This window comes from Micromonospora sp. RTBAU3-60 (genome assembly GCF_054963695.1).
The window spans coordinates 21,739-42,237 of the sequence record NZ_JBUEGB010000060.1; the positions used below are offsets into that span (position 1 = coordinate 21,739).

Here is a 20,499-nt window from a genome sequence, read left to right on the forward strand (position 1 = left end):
CGCCGGGCCCGTCGATTCGGTGGTGCAACATGGTTCCCGCAGCTGGTGCGGCGCTGATAAGGATCGCCGCCTACCCGAAGGGCCTGGTTCTGCCTGCCTGGCCCGACTTGTCCCATGGTCATCCGGATCAGTGGCGCGAGTGGCTGGACACGACGTGGACGCTGCCCGGGTTCGCGGCGGCTGTTACCTGCGCGGCGCCGCACCTGGCCGACCAGCTTCACTGCGCTGTGAGTGGTAAGCCGGTATCACCGCAGCGGCTGCGCCGCCTGGTGCGGTCAGCGGTCCGGTACCTGCTGCGCTGGACCACCCGCGCGACCCCGTTCGGCACGTTCGCCGGCGTGGCCCCGGTCCAGTTCGGCGTAGATGCGGCGGTCAGCCTGGGCGAGGCTTATCACGCGGTCTCCCGCCCCGACGGCCAGTACATCGCCGAGCACACCGCGCGGGCTGAACAGGACCTCGCCACCCTGCGCACCGTCGCCGTCCTGACAAACTCGTTGGGATACCGGCGCGGCGACAGGTGGGTTTTGCCCTGTGCCCACGCCAGCGTCGATCGGCGGTGGGACGTCGAGATTCGCCTGACCGGCCCGATCCGTGCCGCGATCCAGGCGGCGCGGTCCCCGGTCAAGTTCGCCGAACTCGCCGCGACGATCGCCGGGCCCGCCAGCATCGCCGACGCCGAGCGGCTGCTGGCCGAACTGGTCCAAAACGGGGTGCTGCTGTCGGCCCTACGTCCCGCCATGACCGCCACCGACCCGGCCGCACACTACGCTATCCCGGGACCGGGTAGCCGGGTCGCCGTCGATCTGCGCGCCGACATCGCGGTGACTCTGCCTCCGCCGGTACTGCACGAGGCGGAGCGGGCCGCGTCGACGCTTGTGGCGGTAGCGCCGCCTCAGGCGGCCGGATGGACCGAGTACCACAACGCGTTCATCGAGCGGTGGGGTCCAGGAGCGGCTGTTCCCATCCGTGATGTGCTGAACGTGCTGGGGTTTCCGGCTGGCTACCGGGGATCCACTCGCCGCGCCCCAGCATTGTTCACCGCCCGCGACCGGCTGCTCGGACAGCTCGCGCAGCAGGCCGCACTTAACGGCTGCGCCGAAGTGGTGCTCGACGAAGCGCTGATCGACCGGCTGCGCGGGAATGATGACCGACCGCCGATCCCGCACACCGAACTGCGGTTCACCCTCGCCGCCGACACCCCGCACGATCTGGACCGCGGCGCGTTCACCCTGACGGTACTCAGCGGCGCCCGCCACGCCGGGGTCGCCGCAGCCCGGTTCCTGCATCTGCTCACCCCCGCCGAACTCGCCGGATTCCAGCAGGTCTACCGGCATCTGCCGACCGCCCTGCCCGGCGCGGCCACGGTGCAGCTGTCCGGACCCCCGCTGGACGCCCGTCTCACCGCACTGGCCCGCGTGCCCGAGCTGCTGCCCGTCCTTCCTCTCGGCGATTTTCACCCGGCACCGCCGTGGACGGTCGAGGATCTGGCGGTGACCGGCGACGGACGCCGGTTGTGGCTGCTATCGCTGGCAACGGGTCAGCCCGTCGAACCGCTGTTGTTCAACAGCGTGCTGCTGCCCACGCTGCAGCAGCCGCTGATGCGGTTCCTGGCCGAGATCTGGACCGCATGGACGGCACCGTGCAGCCGGTTCGACTGGGGACACGCCAGCGGCCTGCCGTTCCTACCCCGCCTGCGGCGTGGACGCACCGTCGTGCACCCCGCCCGCTGGATCATCGACCACACCGCGCTTCCCGCTCCGGGCACCGCATGGCCGCAGTGGCGCGACGCCTGGCAGCGACACCATCACCAGCGGCACATCCCGCAGCAGGTCCTGGTCGGCGACGACGACATCCGCCTACGCCTTGACCTGGACGACCACGCCCACCTGGCGGTCCTACGCGACCACCTCGACAGGCATCCCCACACCGTCATCACCGAGGCCCCAGGGCCAGCGGGCTGGATCGACGACCGCCCCGCCGAACTCCTGCTCACCCTCACCCACCCCGCGCCGCCCGCCCGACCAGCCCGACCAGCCCGAATCGCCACCACTCTTCAGCACTGGCCTGGGCGGTCACGGTGGCTGGAGGCACACCTACACGGTCGGCTCGACGACATCCTGGCCGACCTCGCCAACCGCCCCGCCGACCACCTACCAGCCGGCTGGTGGTTCCTGCGGTATCCCAACCCCGAGCCGCACCTGCGGCTGCGCATCCCGCTTCCGGACACCGGCCGGTTCGCCGACACCGCCCGCCATCTCGCCGGCTGGGTGCAGCACCTGCACGATGACGCCGTCGTACACGACTACAGCCTGCAGCCGTACCGCCCCGAAAGCCGCCACGGTGTCGCAGCGACCCTTGCCGCCGCCGAGAGGGTGTTCGCCGCCGACTCCCGTGCCGCCCTGCATAGGCTCACCGGCGACCGACAAGCCACCACCGCCGCCGGGATGAGCGCCATCGCTGACGGCTTCACCGGCGACGGTCCGCGCTGGCTCGCCACCCACGTCGCCCACCGGACCGGTCCCCGCCTCGACCCCGCCCAGCTCGAACATGCCCGGAGCCCGGTGCACGACGAGCGACTCGCGGCAGCGCTGGCCGCCTACCGGTCGTTAGTCGTCGATGACGGGCTCGACCCCGACGAGGTGCTGGGCGACCTGCTGCACCTGCACCACGCCCGCATGATCGGCGTCGACCTCGCCTCCGAACGGCACTGCCTACGGCTGGCCCGAACCATCGCCCGCACCACCATCGCCGGGCGTAAGCCGTGACCGCGGGACAGTCCCTCGCCGACGGCGCGGCCGGCATCGCCCTGCTGCACCTGGAAACCGGCAACCGGCCCGCAGCGTACGAGGCACTGCGCCACGCCACCGCCGGTGGCGTGAGCATCGCCGAAGGGGCCAGCCTCTTCTACGGCGCTCCCGCGCTCGCATTCGTCCTCGCCACCACCGACCACCCGGGGCTCGCCCAGGCGCGAGCGGCCACCGCCGACGGCACCGCCACGGTGACCCGCCGACGGCTCGAAGCCGCCCACCGCCGCATCGACCGGCACGAGCAGCCGCACTACGCCGAGTACGACCTCATCCGCGGGCTGACCGGGCTCGGCGTAGTTCTGCGCCGGCTCGGCGATCACGACTTGCTCCGTCGGGTCCTGGACTACCTCGTCCGGCTCACCGAACCCCGAGGCGCGCTGCCCGGCTGGTGGTGCTGGAACGGGCCCGAACGCCGCCAGCCACCGCCCGTCGGCGGTCACGCGAACTTCGGCATGGCCCACGGCATCACGGGCCCGCTGGCACTGCTCGCCCTCACCCACCGCGACGGCATCACCGTCGACGGGCACACCACGGCGATCAGCCGCATCAGCCGATGGTTGGACACCTGGCAGCAGCACACCGACGGCACGATCTGGTGGCCGCAAACCATCACCCTCACCGACCTACGCCGCGGGACACCGGCCCAACAAACCCCGCTGCGGCCGTCCTGGTGCTACGGCACCCCCGGCATCGCCCGCGCGCAGCAACTCGCCGCGCACGCCCTGCACGACACCACCCGCCAGCACCTCGCCGAGACCGCGTTCACCACCTGCGTCACCGACCCCGGACAGTTCCGGCGGCTCACCGATCGAGGCCTGTGCCACGGCACCGCCGGACTGTTGGCCACTGCCCGCCGAGTCGCTTCCGACGCCCTAACCCCAATACCCCTCACCACCGTCGACGATCTCCACCGGCAGGCCACCCCCACCACCAACGAGTCCGAGGGGCTTCTCGACGGCAAGGCAGGAGCCGACCTCGTCACCGCCGCCGCCATCGCATGGGACGCCTGTCTCCTCCTCTCCTGACGAAAGAGCCGCCGTGGACCACACCCCCTGGCAACAGGTCAACATCACCTTCCCCGGTCAGACCGCCCGGGAGCGCGAGCAACAGGCGGTCGCCCACCTCAGCCGAGTGCTTCCCGCTGCCGAGACCGCCGGCCTGATCAACTCCTGGTGGTTCATCCGCAAAGGCGCCTGGCGCATCCGCTACCGACCCACGAACAGGCCAGACAGCGGAGACCAGGCCCGCCGGCTACTCACCGAAGGGGTCAACTGGACCAGCGACATCTACGAACCCGAAACCCACGCGTTCGGCGGCCACGACGCCATGACCACCGCGCACACGCTGTTCCACCACGACAGCCTCCACCTCCTCACCTACCTCCACCAGCACCCCACCACTCGGCGAGAACGCTCACTCATCTTGTGCGCCGCGCTGATGCGTGCAGCAGCGCTGGACCTCAACGAGCAAGGCGACGTATGGGCACAAGTCGTCGACCACCGCGCAGCACACCTCAACCAGGCACCCGCAACCGATGCCTCCACGTGGGAGACCTTCACCGGCGCCGTTCAGCGCCTGCTGCTCGGCGCGCCTCACACCACCGGCGACTGGCACACCGCATTCGAGAACGCCGGCACAGCCCTACATCGCCAACGGGAAAGGGGCACGCTCACCCGTGGCCTACGAGCAGTAATCGCATTGCACGTGATCTTCCACTGGAACAGGCTCGGCCTACCCGCCACCATCCAAGCCAGCCTCGCCCAAGCGGCCCAGGAAGCCATTTTCGGCCTGCCCGATCCGCACCTGCCAGGCCGAGGTTAGACGCACCAGGGACGAGAGGAAGAAGGCGCCATGCCCGAGAAGGTGGTTACCACCAAGGTTCTCTGCTACGTGGTGCGGAAAGGGCATTTGCTCGTCTTCCGGCACACCGACTTCAGCTATGAAGAGGTGGGCACCCAGGTTCCGGGCGGCAGCGTCCGCAGGGGTGAGGATCCGGCGGACGCGGCGCTGCGCGAGGCCCGCGAAGAGACCGGACTGACGGGGTTCACCGTCGTGCGCAAGCTGGGGGAGATCGAGTACGACATCAGCCCGCTCCGATTCGAGATCCAGCATCGCCACGTCTTCGAGCTGGCGCTGCACGGGGCGACGCCCGAACGGTGGGCGAGCCAGGAAGACCACGACGGCGAGCAGGAGCCCACCCGCTTCGAGTGCTTCTGGATACCGTTACGGGCCGCGCACGTCCTGCAATCCGGCCAGGGTGCCCTCGTGGGCCGGTTGTTCGATTGACCAGGAATCCAAACAGTGGCAACCAGGGGAAACAATGCGGGAAGACGAACTGCGGGACTTGGTCGAGCGCAGCCCGTGGCTGATCCGGGCGCTGGGCGTCGTTCGGGACTCCGGCTTGCCGGACGCCTGGATCGGCGCCGGCGCCATCCGCGACCTCGTCTGGGCCGAGCGGTACGACGATGGGCTCGACCCGTCCTCGGTGGGTGACCTCGACGTCGTCTTCCTCGCCCTTCGCACCTGAGCCGCGACAACGACCACCGGGCCACCCGGCGGCTGGTGGCGGCCTGGCCGGCGACCCCGGAGTGCAGGTTGGGAGACGGCCTAGTGAAGGCCGACCACTACGACGGCTTCGCCGAGCGCTACTCCGCGGACCACGAGGCCAACCTGATCAACGGCTACTACGAGCGGCCCGCGATGATCGGACTTGCTGGCGTTGTGAACGTCGGCGATCTCGACGCTGGCTGCGGTTCAGGTCCCCTGTCCGTAGTTCTTCGCGAAAGGAGGGCCATCGTGACGGCTCGACTCCAGCCCTTCGATGGTCGAGCTCGCCGAACGGCGGTTGGGCGAGACACCACGCTGCTGATGGCCGACCTCAGCGAGCCGCTTCCCTTCGCCCGTCGGTGCCTTCGACGACGTGGCGCGCAGCCCCATCTGTCCAAGGACCTTGGATAGGTCATGCGGCTCGCACGGCCAAGAGGTAGGCCCTCGCCGCAGCGAGCGTTTCAGGGTCGTCATCGAAGAGGCCCAGCGCGCTGTTGCAGCGCTTACACAGGAGACCTCGGATGCATCGACCACAGGTCCTCTGCGCTGCCGGGCAACAGGAGTGGTCGTGGTCGACCACCAGCCGCTCTCCGTTCGGCGGCGGGTCTCCGCAGATGCGACAGACTCCGTTCTGCTCGTCGGCCATCCGGAGGTACTGCCGGTAGGTGAATCCAAACTTCGAGCGCATGTGCTTGTTCAAGGCGCACTCGTGGCAGATTGACGCAAGTCCGTCGAGGCACTTGGTCGAGCAGCTCCCACTAGGCATCGGTCAGATCGGAGGGGTAACCACGACGCACAGACACCGCGCCACCCGGCTCATCCCGCCGGTGGACGCCACTGCCACCAGCCGTCCGCAATAGACCTTCTCAAACCCACTCTTAGCCGATCTTGCCCTGCCGGTTCCGGTGATCCCCGTTCAGTCGCTCGGGTATGGGTGCAGCCCGCCGACTGTACGGCGGGTCCCTCGGCGACGCCTCGTGCGACGAACGGCAGAAAGCATGGGACTGAGGGAAGCTGTTTCCGGACGATATGGCGTTGTGGGAGCGGCACGCCGCTGATCTGCTGACCACTGTTGCCGACGAAGGGAAGTGAGCATGCCCACCCCGAAACTCCCCGCCGATGTGATCGCCCAACTGCGCCGGTTGGCCGACAGCTACGAACAGGAACACAAGGAAGGCTCCTACACCGATTCGACGGTCAGGTCCCGCGCTGGCCACGCCAACCGGTTCATTGACTACCTGGAAGGGCGGTACGACCCGAGGGCGGACTACAGGAAGCGCATTGCCGACTGACCGGACGCCCCGCGACCGAGCCGGTCGACCTCCACGACGACGCAAAGGACCAACGACGACCCGTGAAAACGTACAGGCTTGACCTGCCTCTAGGCCGCCTCAACCAGTCCATGCGCGACGCCCTCAACCTGGATGTGTCCCACACCCACGGCCTGTGGCTCATCTACGCCAACAACCACAACCATGCCGTGTATCTGCTGCGCGCCCGCGGCTACCCGGACATGCCCACCAGCCAAACCGGCATCCGGCTCGCCAGAGGCCGACACGTAGACGCCCTCACCGCAGCGGAGATCCTCGACGTGGACACCGTCCTGGTCATGCCCTATGGCGGATCGGAACGGTCTGTCGCGGTGGTCGACCGGGGCGGGACTGCACGGCGGGTTGGGCTGCTTACCGTGGACAACCAGTTCATCCCCGCCGACCAGGGGCCAGCCTCATGAGGGAGGCGAACCGGTGAGCGCTCGCTACCCGCCGCTGCCGCCACCAAGGCGGAACATCGCCGACCCGAACATGCCCCACGGGGCGTACCGGCAGCAGCCAGGCTGGCGACCGCCACCCCGCAAACGTCCGCCGCGCGTAGAACATATGGTCGTGGCGGTCCTAGCCGGCGTTGCTGTCCTGCTGCTGGCGACAGTGATACTGCTGGTTCCGCCGCTGGCGTGTGTGCTGCTGCCGGTCGCGGTCGTAACGGTGTGGGGGCTGGTGCTGCATCGGTCAGGGATGCGACGACGGTCACGGTTTGTGCGGCGGCGCCCACCTCGACGTTGAGCTGTGGAAGCAACTGACCGCCGCAACGACGAAGCCACCCCAGCGCGGAGGCGGCATCGTCCGTGAAGCAAGACCGAAGCAACCTGCTAGCCGTTTGCTGCCGCTCGGCCATCCGATGGGTCCCGCCAGGCCGATCCGGCTCCCGCCCAAACAGCGCTCCTGCCTGCGCGCATCCTCACGAGCCCGCGATAACCCGCCGATCAGCGCACCCATGTCCTCGTCCGACAGCAGCGACCGGCACGAGAACACCATGTCGTAGTCACCGCTAGCCATGCGGAACTTCAGGCTGGCGTAGGGGCTGTCATACATCGGGTCGTTGAACGGGACGGCCTGGAACTCCAATATCGGCCCATGCCCCCCATCAACGGCCACTCGATACACCGGATGCCTCTCCGGCGGCTCCACCTCGTCGGTCACGCCCCAACCTCCGATGGCAGGCACAGCCGGTAGTCCACCGAATCGCCGTTGCCGCGTGTCGCCAACAGGCCGGCCTCAACCAACTCGAACATGAACACCGACAGGGTCATCGCCGAGAACCGGTCGTACGTCAGCTTCCACGACGGCTCATCGTCCTCGTCGCGCATCGCATCCGACAGCGGCCCCGCATAGAACTCGTTCGGCCGGTAGTCGATGATCCGCCCATCCACATCGGCGGACAAGGAGAGCCCATCGGTGAGCGACTGGAGGTAGAAGTGGCGCCGGTTGATGTGATCTAGCCGGTGCTTGTCCCACTCTTCGGGGCCGACGAAGCGGGCGCCGGTGCGGAAGCCCCAACGTTCGGCGTCGGTGGTGAAGTCATCGGGGTTGAGAGGCATTCGTTGCTCCACAGCCTGCGGCAAGGGTAGCCGGAAGGGTTCGGGGAAGGGTTCCCGATAGCCTATCGGCGAACTGGTCCGCCAGCGGGACTGGTCTTCCTGGCGGACTAGTCCCGCTGCGAGACCACTACGCCGGCTCCAGCCCGAGCGTTAGCAGCCAGTCCTGCACACCTCCGTCCGGATTCCGGGCGTACATGTCGTGGATGTAGGCGCCGGGGAAACCGATCGGGTTCGGTTGCCGCTTGCGAAACGCGTCGTAGAACTGCTCGGCGGTGAACATGCCTTTGGTGAACTTCGACCCGTCAGACCGCAGATGCTTGGCCTCAACCATGTCGAGGAACGCCTGCCGGTCGTCCACGCGCTTCTGCGTCAGCTGGCCAGCGACGGTGGGTTGCGCTGGCACCCCGCTCGTCTGATCGGCGGCAGGGCTCGCGTCGTTGTGTCCGCCGCCGGAGGGAGCGAAGCGGCCGGAGGTGAGGCCGCTCTGGTCTGATCTTTCGTGTGGTTGGTATTGGTCTAGTTGTGTTCCGTCTAGTTTGGGTGCGCTGTGGCGTACTAGGGTGGCGTGCCCCAGCGCATCAGGGGTGGTGTGCTGGGGGGCACTATCTCCGTCGGTCTGGTCGCTATGGGCTGACGGCCAGCACACCACAGCGAGCGTGTACTTGTTGGTGTTGTTGACCTTCCCATCACGCCGGTGCTCACGCTGGACCAGACCAACGTCTAGCAACTCGGCGATGTAGCGGTCGACGGCGCGCGAGTTCTTGAGCCGCATGCGCTTGGCGAGGCTGCTCCGTGACGGCCACACGTCCGCGTCGCCGCGCTTGTAGTTGATGTGCGTCAGCAGCAGCATGTACAGGTACGCGGCGTTGATGGTCAGCTTCTCGGCGGCCACGAGCTCGATGAGTTCGAGCGGGAACTTTACGAACAGATCCCGGCTGTCCGACGGAGCAGTGGTGGTGGTCATCGCGCACCGCCGAGGCGTCGCACAGATGTGAGCAGAGGGTAGGCCTCTACCCTAGTCATCGGGTCGCCTCCTGCCAGGCGATCAAGGGGGCCGGATTCCAGGAGCGCCAACTCCTGCCGGCCGATTTCCTTTTGTCGCCCCATCCTACCGGTGTCCGGATCATGCTGACCGGCGCCGATGGTCTGTATGCGGACATGAGCAAGCCCGGCCAGCAGTAGCCGAGTCGGGGCTCAACACAACCATGCGAACGAAGTCAGCTCCGGTTGTCGTAGTCCGGGTTGATTCCCTCGTAGTGATCACCGTTCGGGGTCACGGAGTAGCCTCCGGCGATGCCCGATTCCATGATCGACTATCTGCTGGCCGGTTTCAGCGTTTCCCAGCCGTACACGATGGAGGCCGCCACCGGGGCGCCCGGCGTGCACGTGGTCCTCGACGGCGGCATGGTCGTCTACGTCGGCTACACCGGGAACCTGCGCAACCGCCTGCGGCATAACGGGCAACCGGGGACTCCCCGGTCCTGCATGAGCAGGTCGGCCAGCTCCTCGACAAGCCCGGCCAGGCGGCACCCGCCGCGGACATCGCGGACTGGCTGGGCCGGTGCGAAGTCCGTTGGCAGGAGACCGACAACCCGGAGTGCACGAAGGACGCCCTGGTCCTGGCCCTCAAAACCCGCTTCAACCGGCAGATTCCCAAGCCCGGCAAGCTGCGGGACGCGACTAGCACGGCGCCGCCGTTCGGGATCATGGCTGGAGCTCGAGGTTGAGGCGGCGTGTGTAGTGGCACCGTCGGGCTCGGGATACCCACGGCGGCATCCTGCTCCGCCGTACGCGAAGACTCGCGCCGGAGCAGAGGTCGGCCGCGGGTTGTCAACTGCGGCGCGCTGGCCAGGTGACGGGTCGTCGTCGGGCCCGAGACGCACCGCGCGACAAGGCCCGCAGTTGTGCGCCGACGATCCGCGGTGCTGGGGACATTGCCGCCTCCGGGCGTCGGCCGGTGCGGCGATGCCGTTTCGTGGGCGCGCGCGTTTTTGGTTATGGATGGTTAAGGACGGTTCGTCGGACGCGTGCGTCCGGTCGTTCGGACGTGTACGTCCGGCCGTCTGGACGTGTGCGTCCGGCCGATGGACAACCGGGGGACGTGGACGGCCTCCCGGTTATCCACAGGGCTGTGGACGTCGGTGGGGTGGGGTTGCGGTTCGGCATATGGGTCGAGGCTTGCGGGAAGCGGGCGGTGGCGGTGCGTCGCGAGGTCCCAGACGACGGGCCGGCGGTCAGCGGGCAGGGGTGCCGTGTGGCGTTGGTCGCCGCGGCGGATGAGGCCGTTCCAGCTCGTCTAGGTCGCGGCGCACGGACCGTACGGTCTTGCGGGCGTAGTGGGCGAGGCGTTCCTGGGAGGGGAAGGCGGCGCGCCCGGCGGCGTCGGCGTGGTTGGCCAGGCCGATGAGGACGGCGAGGCATTGTGGTGGGACGTCGGGGGCGTGGCTGAGCGCCCAGGAGACAGCTTCAATGCTCATGGCGGGGCGGGATCTCCGATGTTCGTCGGTGGTCGCACCATCCGCCGATGGCAGGCGGAGGCAGGGCAGACACGATCGACGCTCACCTTTGCTCAGAGGTCTAGTCATCGGCGGCGGGAGGGCGCGGCAGCGCTGGGTGCTCCCGTCCTCCGAGTGCACCGCCGCGCCGTCTGGTCCGCGAGGGTCTGCTCCACTGGGCGGCCCCGGTGGTCCGGCCGCGGAGCAGCGGTCAGCGGTGTGTTAGGGTCCGCGACCCGGCCCACCGCCCGGCTCGTGGCGTACATGATCTTTCCGACGGCGAGGTCGGCCACGCCCGGACGGCACCGTCGAGCTGCACGTCCGCGCGGTCCCCGCCGGCGCCGTCTCCACCAGCCTGGTCCATCAGGTACGCCCCGGCGAGCTGCTCCACCTCGGCCCGCCCGTCGACACCGGGCTGAACCTGGTCGTCGGTGACCTGCTGCTGATAGCCGGCGGCACCGGGCTGGCGCCGCTGCGCGCCCTGGTCGAGCAGGTCGCCGCCGCCCCGGACGGCCGGTGGGTGACCCTGGTCGTCGGGGCCCGCTCGGTGGAGAGCCTGTACGACGCGGTCACCCTCGACAAGCTGCGCCACGGCTGGCTGACGATCGTGCCGGTGTTCTCCCACGACCCATTGGCCGACCCAGGGGAGCGAGGCGACGCACTCACCGTCGCGCTCGACCACCTGCGCCCCGGCCAGGCGGTGCACGTGTGCGGGCCGCCGGCGATGCTGGCCGGGTCGCGGCTGCGGCTGCTCGCCGCCGGGGTGCCCGGCGAGCGGATCCACCTGCCGGAGCGGATCCCGTGGCGATGACCGTCTACCGCAGCCAGCATGCCCTGCGCGGCCCGCTCACTCCTGATCGGATCGCCGCGCTGCCGCTCCCGCTGACTCGGCGGGGCCGGCGAGGCTACCGGGTCGACGACGTCGACGCGCTTTTGCACCGACTCGCTTACGAGCTGAAAGTACGATCCGGCGAGCGGGACGAGGCGCGCGCCGAGAATCGCCGCATTAAGGACGCCCTGCGGCGGTGGCAGTCGGCCGAGGCGACGCGGAGGCTCGGTGCGTCCTCCCCGTCCACAGCCGACGGCTGGGAGTAGATCAGAACCGCGCCGAGCGGTGAGGGATGGTCTTGTGCTGGATTGCAGGTGCGTGTTTTCGACGTCACCGCAGCTCACCAAAACTCGATGAGCGCGGCAACTGCCGGAACCTGGAGTCCGCTGGCTGTCATTCCTTCTGAGAATGCTTTCAGCAAGAGAATCCTTACCCAAAAACGGGCAAAGGCCGCATCCACGGCAGTCGCCGTCGGTCCTATTTCGCGCATGATTGAACTTGATCTCCGGAACTGTTCACCCGATGCTCGCATTCCCGGCGTGGCATGTCGTGGAGGAACCGGTCGAAGGGTTAAAGAAGGCAATGAAGCTGTCGCGGAAGAGAAGCCAGGCGATCCTGGCCGTTGTGGCGGCGTCCGCCATGCTGGTGGGCAACGCGCAGTCGGCATCCGCGATGGGAGGCTTCAGCCCCACCTCGCCGATCACTGCGACCCCGATCAACCAGAACACCCAGCAGATCGCGCCCGGCGTGGTGCAGAGCGACTACATCTTCAACGACCGGGACGGTCAGCGGATGGAGTCCCACGTCCTGGACATCGACATGCCGAAACGCCCCGAGCTGACCATCGAGGCGGGCCTGCCCAACGACGGGAAGGGCACTCCTTGGTACGGCATGCAGCCGATGAGCAAGCAAGCTGCGGCTGCCACGCGTCCCGGCCACCAGGTCATCGCCGCGATCAACGCCGACTACTACAACATGTCTGACGGCTACCCACTGGGTGTGGTCGTGAAGGACGGAACCGTCCTCAAGGGCGACATGGCCGCCAACTGGTTCTTTTTCGGCATGAAGAAGGACGGCAGCTACCTGATGGGTGACCGCGCCCTGTTCAATCAGGTCAAGAACGACCTGCAACAGGCACTGTCCGGTGACGCGCAGGTCATCAAGAACGGTGTCCGCGACGAGAACCAGATCGCCACCAAGGGCGCCCCCAACAACCTCGACCCGCGTATCGGCATCGGCGTCAGGCGCGACGGCACCATCTTCTTCGCCGAGATCGACGGCCGCCAGACCGGTTTCAGCCGCGGCCTGACCATGTCGGACTTCGCCGACTACATGCTGTCCCTGGGCGCCTTCAACGCCATCCACCTCGACAGCGGCGGCAGCGCGACCTTCGCCACCAGGACGCCGGGCACGGACACCGTTCAGGTGGTCAATCGCCCCTCTGACGGCGAGGAGCGCCCGGTCGCCAACGGGTTTCTGCTGGTCTCCTCCTCGCCGGTGACCCGCGAGTTCGCATCTGCCGCTGTCGCCCCGAACGGGATGACCGTCACGCCGAACTCGACCGTGCAGTTCTCGGCCAAGGGACAGGACGCCACCGGTGCCTCTGCGCCCGTTCCGGCATCCGGGCTGAGCTGGAGCCTGGCGGATCCCACGTTCGGCACAATCGACGCGAACGGGCTGTTCATCTCGACCGGCAAGCAGGGTCAGACGCAGGCGATCCTGTCCCACAACGGGAAGCAGGTCGGCTCGGCCTGGGTCGAGGTGGCACTGCCGGACACGCTCGCCTTCGGGCAGGCAGAGATCAGCCTCGACTATGGGGCGGTAAAGCCGTTCGGGCTGACCGCTCGCTATCAGGGCCGTGACGTGCGGCTCAAGTCCGGCGACATCACTTGGGGCGGTATCCCGGACGGGATGGGCACGATGGACGACGCGAACGTCTTCCACGCTGCGTCGTCGGGCAGCTTCGACACCCAGGTCACCGCTACCCTCACCGGGAGTGATGTGCAGGCGTCGGTCCACGTGCTGTTGGGCCAGATGCCCGTCGTGCTGTACGACTTCGAGGACGGCATCGGCGACTGGAAGGCCGGCACGGCAGGACGCGGTGAGATCAGCCAACTGCAGTGGAACACCTACCCGGATGACCTGACCCGGTTCGGCGACCATGCGCTGCAGGTGAACTTCGACTTCACCAAGGGCCAGCTGAATGCCACCCTCGGCGCCTACGCCGGGCCCGCGTCCAGCAAGCCTATTCCGGGCCGCCCGAAGGCGATCGGGGCCTGGGTGTACGGGACGCCCGAGGCCCAGGGTTACTGGCTGCGCTGCTACATCTACGACGCCAAGGGCCAGTTCCAGGCGATCAACTTCACCACGCAGACCGAGGGCATCGACTGGCTGGGCTGGAAGTACGTCGAGGCGGAGATCCCCGACGGCCTGGTCGGCCCGTTCACCACCTTCCCCAACCAGATGTTCCGCATCATGTCGCTGAAGTCGGGGATGCCGGGCGGCAACCCGCTGCGAAAGGGGTTCGTGGCGATCGACAACGTGCGGGTCACCTACGGCGCGTCCGTTGACGACATGTTCCCGCCGATCGTGCACGGCCTCAACGTCGACGGCAAGACCTTCACGAACTCGCAGGTGGAGATCTCGACGTCCTTCGCCGAGGACACCACCGACAAGTACGCCACCGGAATCAACTACGACCGGGTGCGGATGTGGGTCGATGGCACCGAGTACACCAACGCCGAGGGCGTCTACGCGCTCAACAAGGGCCTGAACACCGTCGCCCTGTCGCACCTGAGCTTCGCCGACGGTATCCACCGGGTCGACGCCAGCGTCCAGGACAACTTCGGCAACGAAACCCTCAAGACCGGGTACTTCACGGTGAAGACGGGTTCGGGCACCTCGGTCGCGCTGTCCTCCCCGGACGCCGTCGCGAACCTCGGCGGGACCTACCGGCTCAACCTCACCACCACCGACGCCGCCGATGTCACCGGCGTCGACACGAAGATCCGGATCGGCAAGGACTTCCCGGTGACGGGGGTCGACTTCGCCGCATCCGCGTCGGGCAGCACCTGGGCCTACGACGCTGCCACCGGCGTCCTCACCCTGCATGTGGTGAACGCGAACGCCGCGACTGGGCCCGCGACGCTGGCGACCATCAACGTGTCGGTGACCGGCGGCGTGGCACCCGGGACCAAGCTGGGCTGGGAAGTCACGGGCTCGACAATCGGCTACGCCAGCGACAGGCCGTCGAAGTTCGCCCCCACCTTTTCCGAGCGGCCGACGTCCGTCGATGTCGTGGCAGCGCTGAAGCTGGCAGTCAACAGCACCGTGGTCGGACGGCCGGGGGCGGTGACCGTGACCGATGCCGCCGGCAAGCCGGTCGCCGGTGCCACGGTGACGATGCTGTCGGCTGGCAAGGCGACCAAGCTGGGCACCACGGGCGCCGACGGCGTTCTGACCTCGGCGCAGCTGACCGACACGGTGAAAAAGTACGACCTGTTCGCCCAGACCGAGCAGGGCATGTCGTTTGCGATCACCACGCAGTCGTTCACACCACTGAAGCAGCAGACGCCAAGCAACATCATGGCCGGAGCGAGCGCCGACCCGGCGACCACCAAGACCATCACCTGGATGTCGAACCCGCTGACCTCCAGGGACGCCGCGGTGCTGCAGGTCGCCACGAAGGACGCCTACCAGGCCGGCGGCGAGGCCGCGTTCACCAGCTTCGACGGCACCGCCAAGGAGCTGACCTACGCAGGCTACGAGGACATCGCCCAGAACGGCGTCGTGCGCTCCAACTCGGCTACGGCCACGAAGCTGGCCGCCGGAACCCACTACGTGTACCGGGTCGGCGACGGCGCCAGCTGGTCGGACGTGCGCGAGTTCACCACGTCCAGCGACGCAACCGACTTCACCTTCAACGTGTTCGGCGACACCCAGTCGCCAGACCGCGCCGGCCTGGCCGAGTTCGACAAGATCCTGACCTCGATCGAGGGGCAGGCGAAGCTGCCGGACTTCACGATGCACGTGGGTGACTTCACCGATGACGCCGGCAAGTTCGCCCAGATGGACGCCATCGCAGGCATGCTCAGCGACCACGAGAAGATCGGGTCCACCGACATGATCCGGGTACTGGGCAACCACGAGTACATGGGCGACGACGGGTCCAAGGCCGTACGCATCTTCGGGCAGCCCAACAACGGGTCGAAGGCAAACCCGGACGGCACCTACTCGATGGACTACCAGAACATGCACGTCGCGGTGATCGGATGGACCGACGACGCGGCGACGCTGAAGGCCGAGCTGGACTGGCTGAAGCAGGACATGACCGCCTCCGACAAGCTGTGGAAGGTCGTGGTCACCCACCAGCCGCCGTACGCGACCAACCCGGACGACTCCGACCTGTTCCGCAAGGACCTGCCGAAGGCCGCCGACGAGCTGGGTATCGACCTGGTCTTCTCCGGGCACGACCACGCCTACGGCCGGACCGACCCGCTGAAGGCGGGCGTGAAAACCGACGGCGGCACCGTGTACGTGGTGACCGGAACAACCGGGACCAAGCACTACTCGGCCGAGAATGACGGCACCTTCGCAGTGATGGACGACGGCCAGTTCGCCATGTACCTCACCGTCGAGGTCGCCGGAGGCAAACTGTCGCTGACCGCGAAGCGGGCCGATGAGTCGATCATCGACGAGTACAGCCTCGTCAAGGACATCGACGCGCCCGTGGTCACCGTGTCCGGTGTCGCCGACCAAGGGGTCTACAGCCAGCCGGTGACCCCGGTGGTGAAGGTGACCGATGCCCACGCCGGCACCACCACCGTGACGCTGAACGGACGCCCCTACGACGGCCGCCCCATCGAGGCGGACGGGAACTACGACTTCAAGGTCGTCGCGGTTGACAAGGCAGGGAACCGATCGGAGTCGTCGGTGGCGTTCGTCGTGGATCGGACGGCGCCGGTCATCACGGTGAACGGCATCACCGACGGCCAGGTAGTGAAGCTGAACCAGGCCGTGCCGGTGACGTGGCGCGCCAGTGACGCGACCTCTGGGGTCGCCGAGTCCCGAGGGGACGTGGCCAGTGGCGAACAGCTCGATACCACGACGCCGGGACGGCACACCGTTCGCTTCAGCGCCACCGACCGCGCCGGCAACACGGCAACAGTGACGATCAGCTACCGGGTCGAGTACGTGCTCGGCGACCTCGAGGATCCGCTGAGCGACACGAGCGCCCCGTTCAACGCCGGCCGGGTGATCCCGGTGAAGTTCGTCCTGACCGATGCCGCCGGCAAGCCCGTGTTGGACGCCGCCCCGCGCGTCTTCCTCGCACCTGTCACCGATGGGAAGGTGGGTTCTGAGACTCCGGCAACCTCGGCGTCCGGCAACGATGCCAACCTCATGCGTCTGGCTGAGACCAATGGCCTGTACGCGTACAACTGGAGCACGAAGGGGCTCGCCGCGGGAGACTACCGGGTCCGGATCGACCTGGGCGATGGGGCCGTGCACACGGTGACGGTGCGGCTGCAGTAGGGACAGCTGGCCACCCTGCCCCGATCGTCGGCAGCTAACCGCCACTCAAGGGTTCCTATGCCGCCGGGCTCGGACCGCGCGTCACCGCGCGTCCGAGCTCGGCGCCATACTGCCCGTAGGCATGGCAACACCTCGAAGGTCTCCACCAACCCTTGGCGGATGACTACCTGCCGGGGGACCTTCGACGAGGCCGTCCCGTGACCAGTGGGGGACGGCAAACCGTCGCGGTGACGCCCTCTACGCGTTGGATTGACCTGGCGGAACGCCGCGGCGCCTGGCTTGACGACCCGGTCGGCGAACTGGCCGTGCGGGACGCCCGGCGGCGGCGAGCCGGGACGGATCAAGGGAGAACTCGACTACCCGGCCTGGCTGGTCGGGCGACGGTGGTGCGGCGCTGGAGTTCCCCAGTGCGACGCTTGCGTGCTGCGTGACCTCTGCCCTCGGGACGTGGGTCAGGCCGCCGCCCGAGGCGGCAGATCACAGCACCAAGAGTCCGACGGCCTTGCGGCGAGATCCCGGCTATTTGTCGGCGCGGTCGTTCGAGCGGATCCACCTGCCGGAGCGGATCCCGTGGCGATGACCGTCTACCGCAGCCGCAACGCCCTGCGCGGCCCGTTCACTCCGGACCGGATCGCGACGCTGCGGCTTCCGACAGCCAGGCGGGGCTACCGCGTCGACGAGGTCGACGCGCTGCTGCACCGGCTCGCCTACGAGCTGCACCGGCGCACGGGCGAGCGGGACGAGGCGCGTGCCGAGAACCAACGGATCAAGGACGCCCTGCGGAGGTGGCAGTCGGCCGAGGCGGCACGGAGGCTCGGCTCCTGACCGTGGCCGGCCGTCCCGAGGCGGCGATGCTGGACGGGTCGCAGCTCCCGTTGGCCGCACCGGCCAGCCGGTCGCTCTGGCCGGTCGACGGCTGGATCGAGGCCGCCGGGGCGTCGGGAGCGTGCAGGCGGGTCAGGCGCCGCACAAGGAGACGGGCGGCAGCGTCTGGTCCCGATGGTAGAAGGGCTTCAGCTTCTCGCCTTCGAGCTTGAACTTGATCTTTTTCGGCAACAGTTTCTGGAGCGCGTCCAGGGCCTCCGAGGACGCCGACACGCCGAACCCACCGCCCACCTTGCCGTCGAGGGTCGCTCCGATGCAGCGGGCCAGCGGGGCGCCGAGGGCCGAGCCGTTGGTGATGCCGACCGAGAAGACCACCTTGGCGTACGGGCCGGCGAAGGCGGCGGGGATGCCGATGCCGAACTGGACCTTCGTCTCGGCGGCGAACACCGCCCCGCTGGCCCCGACGGAGAGCCCGGTGATCGAGTCGATGATGCTCCGCTTGACGCTCAGGCTCGGTCCCTTGAGCACTCCGTCGATGACACCGATCGGGCCGTCCAACCGCCATTCACCGCCGGCCTCCACGGTGCTGTTCTTCCCGCTGATCGCCGTGCTGGCGATGAACTTCCAGCTCGTGACGTAGACGAGCGGTTCGCCCGGGATGGGCAGCGGGATCTCGATCGGCACCTCCACCCGGATCTTCCTGTTGTCGGCCGACCCGTTCGCCGCCCCGGCGGCGATGTCCATGGCGACGCTCTCGATCCCCTCCAGGGCGAAGGTCGAGTTGCTGTCGACCTTCCCGCCGGCGACCCGGACGTCCGAGCGCACCCGCAGGCTCCGGTATTTGAGCGAGAAGTCCGCGAAGAACTTGAGATTGTCGTTCTGCTTGCGGCCGACCTTCAGGCCGAGCACGCCCCCGCCCCGGTACGGCTGCACCTCCCAGTCACCCACCGTGACCGTGGCGGTCCGGGCGGTCTTCGCCGGGGGAAGTTGGCCATCGGAGCCGAGGCGGTAGCCGATCGGCACCGTAGCCCCTTTCAGGGTTCGCTTCGGGTCGGCGGGCACGCCCGACGCCGCCGGGAGTTCCGGCACCTCCTGCAGGAACGCCTCCGCGTCCCCGATCTCCCGGTCGTCGACGAAATGGGCGTCACGGAACACGTCGGTGAGCCCGACCGGGGCGAGGGTGACGGCCACGTCCCCGCCCGTCTGCCGGAGATCCGCGACCCGGCCCACCGCCCGGCTCGTCGCGTACATGACCTTTCCGACGGCGAGGTCGGCCACGCCCGGCGCGTCGCCCGCGAGGGTCCAGACGACGCCGTCCGCGCTGGCGGACCGGATCACCCCGGGCCCGCCGTCGATCAGGACCACGTCGGGCTGGTAGGTGACGGAACCGTTCCGGACCGGGCCGTACCCGTAGCTGCGCGCGGCCACCGCCGAGGCCGCGTCCGTGGGCCGCGACCAGTCCCTCGCACGCCGGCTGCCGCCCGCCGCGCAGCCGGCCACCAGGACGACAACGAGAGCGGCGGCGGCGCGGCGGGCGAGCGCCGCGACGGTACGGCGGGCGGGCTGAGGCATCGGATTCCTCCCCGTTCGGCTGCGTGCGGGGACCGGGCGGCGCCGGTCGGGGTCAGATGCGCCCGGCCGCCGTCCTGGCCAGGTCGGCCAGGGGCTGCCGGAATTTCGCCGGGTCGTCGAGCCGGACCAGCCGGATCGAGAACCAGACCGCCGACGCCTGGACGAACACTGCTCCGTCCTCGGCGTACGCCTCGTCACCCACGCCGGGCAGCGGCTTCAGGTCGTGGCCGAGTTCGCGTTCGATGTCGAGGAACTTCTTGGCGCCGTCGCCGACGAACACCTCCACCTGGGCGGTGGGCCCGGTGACCGGCCCGGTGTAGGTGCACGTCTCGCGGACCGGAACCGCATCCTGCAGCTTCGTCCCGGCCAACTGCTCGGCTTCCTTCTTGGTCACCAGCGAGCAGGCGTCAACGGTCGGGGCGGCCGGTGCGTCGCTCGGCGGGGTGCCCGTCGCGGAACCATCCGCCGTGGGCGTGTCGGTCGCCGGGGCCGCGCGGTCGCGGCTCGCCGGTGGGGTGCCGTCGTCTGAGCCGCCGCAGCCGGCGAGCAGGAGCACGGCCGTGCAGGCCGCGGGCAGGATCAGTCGGCGCACTGGAGGTTCCTTCCAGGGGGATCGCTGCGGTCTTGAGACCGGACCACAGCCGAACCGTATGGGCTCCCGGCCGTCGCGGAATCGGGGATTTCCCTATGCGTCCATGAGCGAGCCGCGCACGAGGCACCGGCATTGCCTGGAGCCGGGCAGCGTGAGTCGCCATGCCGACAGGTACGCAGGGATGCGGGGCACTCGTCGGGGATAGTGGCGAAGGTGGCGACCGTGCGCGATGAGGGCGATGACCCGTATCTCTGGCTGGAAGATCTTGATGGTGCGGACGCCGCCGGGTGGGTGCGGGACCGCAACGCGGAAACCGTGGCCGCGCTGGCCAGGGGCGAGCGGTTCGTTGCCCTGCGGGACGAGATCCGGCAGGTGCTCGACGCCGAGGACCGCATTCCCTATCCGGGCTGGCGTGGGGATCGCTA

General features: G+C 68.5%; 20 protein-coding genes. 13 read left to right on the top strand and 7 right to left on the bottom strand.

What is annotated here, in order from left to right:
- Positions 1–29: 29 nt before the first annotated feature.
- The 6 genes from ACY34I_RS32390 to ACY34I_RS32415 all read left to right on the top strand — a co-directional run bounded on the left by ACY34I_RS32390 (position 30) and on the right by ACY34I_RS32415 (position 5,765).
- The gene (locus tag ACY34I_RS32390) at positions 30–2,765 is read left to right on the top strand and encodes a lantibiotic dehydratase (protein ID WP_462758983.1); all 2,736 of its coding nucleotides are present in this window, start codon (positions 30–32) and stop codon (positions 2,763–2,765) included.
- Positions 2,762–3,832, top strand: coding sequence for a lanthionine synthetase C family protein (locus ACY34I_RS32395; RefSeq protein ID WP_462758984.1), 1,071 nt, complete (start codon positions 2,762–2,764; stop codon positions 3,830–3,832). The genes ACY34I_RS32390 and ACY34I_RS32395 overlap by 4 nt, the downstream gene beginning before the upstream one ends.
- 13 nt (positions 3,833–3,845) lie before the next feature.
- Positions 3,846–4,628, top strand: a complete 783-nt coding sequence (locus tag ACY34I_RS32400) for a thiopeptide-type bacteriocin biosynthesis protein (protein WP_462758985.1) — start codon at positions 3,846–3,848, stop codon at positions 4,626–4,628.
- Positions 4,629–4,658: 30 nt separating this feature from the next.
- Positions 4,659–5,093 (top strand): NUDIX hydrolase, encoded by a 435-nt coding sequence (locus tag ACY34I_RS32405; protein WP_462758986.1) that lies wholly within the window; start codon positions 4,659–4,661, stop codon positions 5,091–5,093.
- Between the two features lie 34 nt (positions 5,094–5,127).
- A complete protein-coding gene (locus ACY34I_RS32410; RefSeq protein ID WP_462758987.1) occupies positions 5,128–5,334 on the top strand; it encodes a nucleotidyltransferase family protein in 207 nt (68 codons plus the stop codon).
- An 83-nt stretch (positions 5,335–5,417) separates the two neighbouring features.
- Positions 5,418–5,765 (top strand): class I SAM-dependent methyltransferase, encoded by a 348-nt coding sequence (locus ACY34I_RS32415; protein ID WP_462758988.1) that lies wholly within the window; start codon positions 5,418–5,420, stop codon positions 5,763–5,765.
- 1 nt (position 5,766) lies between these two features.
- Here the strand turns inward: ACY34I_RS32415 and ACY34I_RS32420 are convergent, their stop codons facing one another.
- Positions 5,767–6,120 carry an endonuclease domain-containing protein gene (locus ACY34I_RS32420; protein WP_462758989.1) on the bottom strand — a complete coding sequence of 118 codons (354 nt, stop codon included), beginning with the start codon at positions 6,118–6,120 and terminating at the stop codon, positions 5,767–5,769.
- A 328-nt stretch (positions 6,121–6,448) separates the two neighbouring features.
- Here ACY34I_RS32420 and ACY34I_RS32425 point away from each other — a divergent pair, with 328 nt between their 5' ends.
- Together ACY34I_RS32425 and ACY34I_RS32430 are read left to right on the top strand one after the other, a co-directional pair.
- Entirely contained in the window at positions 6,449–6,646 is a 198-nt protein-coding gene (locus tag ACY34I_RS32425; RefSeq protein ID WP_462758990.1) for a hypothetical protein, read from the top strand.
- Between the two features lie 110 nt (positions 6,647–6,756).
- On the top strand, positions 6,757–7,086 hold the full coding sequence (locus ACY34I_RS32430; RefSeq protein WP_462758991.1) for a hypothetical protein: 330 nt from the start codon (positions 6,757–6,759) through the stop codon (positions 7,084–7,086).
- Between the two features lie 292 nt (positions 7,087–7,378).
- On the opposite strand, the gene ACY34I_RS32435 is transcribed toward ACY34I_RS32430, so the two are convergent.
- From ACY34I_RS32435 to ACY34I_RS32450, 4 genes are all read right to left on the bottom strand, one after another.
- Positions 7,379–7,831 carry a hypothetical protein gene (locus ACY34I_RS32435; protein ID WP_462758992.1) on the bottom strand — a complete coding sequence of 151 codons (453 nt, stop codon included), beginning with the start codon at positions 7,829–7,831 and terminating at the stop codon, positions 7,379–7,381.
- Positions 7,828–8,229, bottom strand: a complete 402-nt coding sequence (locus ACY34I_RS32440; RefSeq protein ID WP_462758993.1) for a hypothetical protein — start codon at positions 8,227–8,229, stop codon at positions 7,828–7,830. The genes ACY34I_RS32435 and ACY34I_RS32440 overlap by 4 nt, the downstream gene beginning before the upstream one ends.
- 127 nt (positions 8,230–8,356) lie before the next feature.
- On the bottom strand, positions 8,357–9,193 hold the full coding sequence (locus ACY34I_RS32445) for a hypothetical protein (protein ID WP_462758994.1): 837 nt from the start codon (positions 9,191–9,193) through the stop codon (positions 8,357–8,359).
- Between the two features lie 1,270 nt (positions 9,194–10,463).
- Positions 10,464–10,706: a helix-turn-helix domain-containing protein gene (locus ACY34I_RS32450; protein ID WP_462758995.1), complete on the bottom strand. Its 243-nt coding sequence runs from the start codon at positions 10,704–10,706 to the stop codon at positions 10,464–10,466.
- A gap of 463 nt (positions 10,707–11,169) precedes the next feature.
- On the opposite strand from ACY34I_RS32450, the gene ACY34I_RS32455 reads away from it, so the two are divergent.
- From ACY34I_RS32455 to ACY34I_RS32470, 4 genes are all read left to right on the top strand, one after another.
- The gene (locus ACY34I_RS32455; protein ID WP_462759002.1) at positions 11,170–11,535 is read left to right on the top strand and encodes a ferredoxin reductase domain-containing protein; all 366 of its coding nucleotides are present in this window, start codon (positions 11,170–11,172) and stop codon (positions 11,533–11,535) included.
- Positions 11,532–11,819, top strand: a complete 288-nt coding sequence (locus tag ACY34I_RS32460; RefSeq protein WP_462758996.1) for a DivIVA domain-containing protein — start codon at positions 11,532–11,534, stop codon at positions 11,817–11,819. Before ACY34I_RS32455 ends, ACY34I_RS32460 begins: the two co-directional genes overlap by 4 nt.
- Positions 11,820–12,075: 256 nt before the next feature.
- Entirely contained in the window at positions 12,076–17,085 is a 5,010-nt protein-coding gene (locus ACY34I_RS32465; RefSeq protein ID WP_462758997.1) for a phosphodiester glycosidase family protein, read from the top strand.
- A gap of 576 nt (positions 17,086–17,661) precedes the next feature.
- The gene (locus ACY34I_RS32470) at positions 17,662–17,910 is read left to right on the top strand and encodes a DivIVA domain-containing protein (protein WP_462758998.1); all 249 of its coding nucleotides are present in this window, start codon (positions 17,662–17,664) and stop codon (positions 17,908–17,910) included.
- Between the two features lie 132 nt (positions 17,911–18,042).
- Here the strand turns inward: ACY34I_RS32470 and ACY34I_RS32475 are convergent, their stop codons facing one another.
- Together ACY34I_RS32475 and ACY34I_RS32480 are read right to left on the bottom strand one after the other, a co-directional pair.
- Positions 18,043–19,482 carry a hypothetical protein gene (locus tag ACY34I_RS32475; protein WP_462758999.1) on the bottom strand — a complete coding sequence of 480 codons (1,440 nt, stop codon included), beginning with the start codon at positions 19,480–19,482 and terminating at the stop codon, positions 18,043–18,045.
- Between the two features lie 52 nt (positions 19,483–19,534).
- Entirely contained in the window at positions 19,535–20,074 is a 540-nt protein-coding gene (locus ACY34I_RS32480; protein ID WP_462759000.1) for a DUF3558 family protein, read from the bottom strand.
- 213 nt (positions 20,075–20,287) lie between these two features.
- Here ACY34I_RS32480 and ACY34I_RS32485 point away from each other — a divergent pair.
- The coding region (locus ACY34I_RS32485) for a hypothetical protein (RefSeq protein ID WP_462759001.1) at positions 20,288–20,499 on the top strand (212 nt) is incomplete at its 3' end.

Excerpts from the sequence above, each read along its gene's own strand:
- ACY34I_RS32460 (WP_462758996.1), top strand. The coding sequence starts at position 11,532 with ATGACCGTCTACCGCAGCCAGCATGCCCTGCGCGGCCCGCTCACTCCT.
- ACY34I_RS32465 (WP_462758997.1), top strand. The coding sequence starts at position 12,076 with ATGCTCGCATTCCCGGCGTGGCATGTCGTGGAGGAACCGGTCGAAGGG.
- ACY34I_RS32475 (WP_462758999.1), bottom strand. The coding sequence starts at position 19,482 with ATGCCTCAGCCCGCCCGCCGTACCGTCGCGGCGCTCGCCCGCCGCGCC.
- ACY34I_RS32470 (WP_462758998.1), top strand. The coding sequence starts at position 17,662 with ATGACCGTCTACCGCAGCCGCAACGCCCTGCGCGGCCCGTTCACTCCG.
- ACY34I_RS32390 (WP_462758983.1), top strand. The coding sequence starts at position 30 with ATGGTTCCCGCAGCTGGTGCGGCGCTGATAAGGATCGCCGCCTACCCG.
- ACY34I_RS32425 (WP_462758990.1), top strand. The coding sequence starts at position 6,449 with ATGCCCACCCCGAAACTCCCCGCCGATGTGATCGCCCAACTGCGCCGG.
- ACY34I_RS32450 (WP_462758995.1), bottom strand. The coding sequence starts at position 10,706 with ATGAGCATTGAAGCTGTCTCCTGGGCGCTCAGCCACGCCCCCGACGTC.
- ACY34I_RS32420 (WP_462758989.1), bottom strand. The coding sequence starts at position 6,120 with ATGCCTAGTGGGAGCTGCTCGACCAAGTGCCTCGACGGACTTGCGTCA.
- ACY34I_RS32445 (WP_462758994.1), bottom strand. The coding sequence starts at position 9,193 with ATGACCACCACCACTGCTCCGTCGGACAGCCGGGATCTGTTCGTAAAG.
- ACY34I_RS32440 (WP_462758993.1), bottom strand. The coding sequence starts at position 8,229 with ATGCCTCTCAACCCCGATGACTTCACCACCGACGCCGAACGTTGGGGC.
- ACY34I_RS32430 (WP_462758991.1), top strand. The coding sequence starts at position 6,757 with ATGCGCGACGCCCTCAACCTGGATGTGTCCCACACCCACGGCCTGTGG.
- ACY34I_RS32405 (WP_462758986.1), top strand. The coding sequence starts at position 4,659 with ATGCCCGAGAAGGTGGTTACCACCAAGGTTCTCTGCTACGTGGTGCGG.
- ACY34I_RS32410 (WP_462758987.1), top strand. The coding sequence starts at position 5,128 with ATGCGGGAAGACGAACTGCGGGACTTGGTCGAGCGCAGCCCGTGGCTG.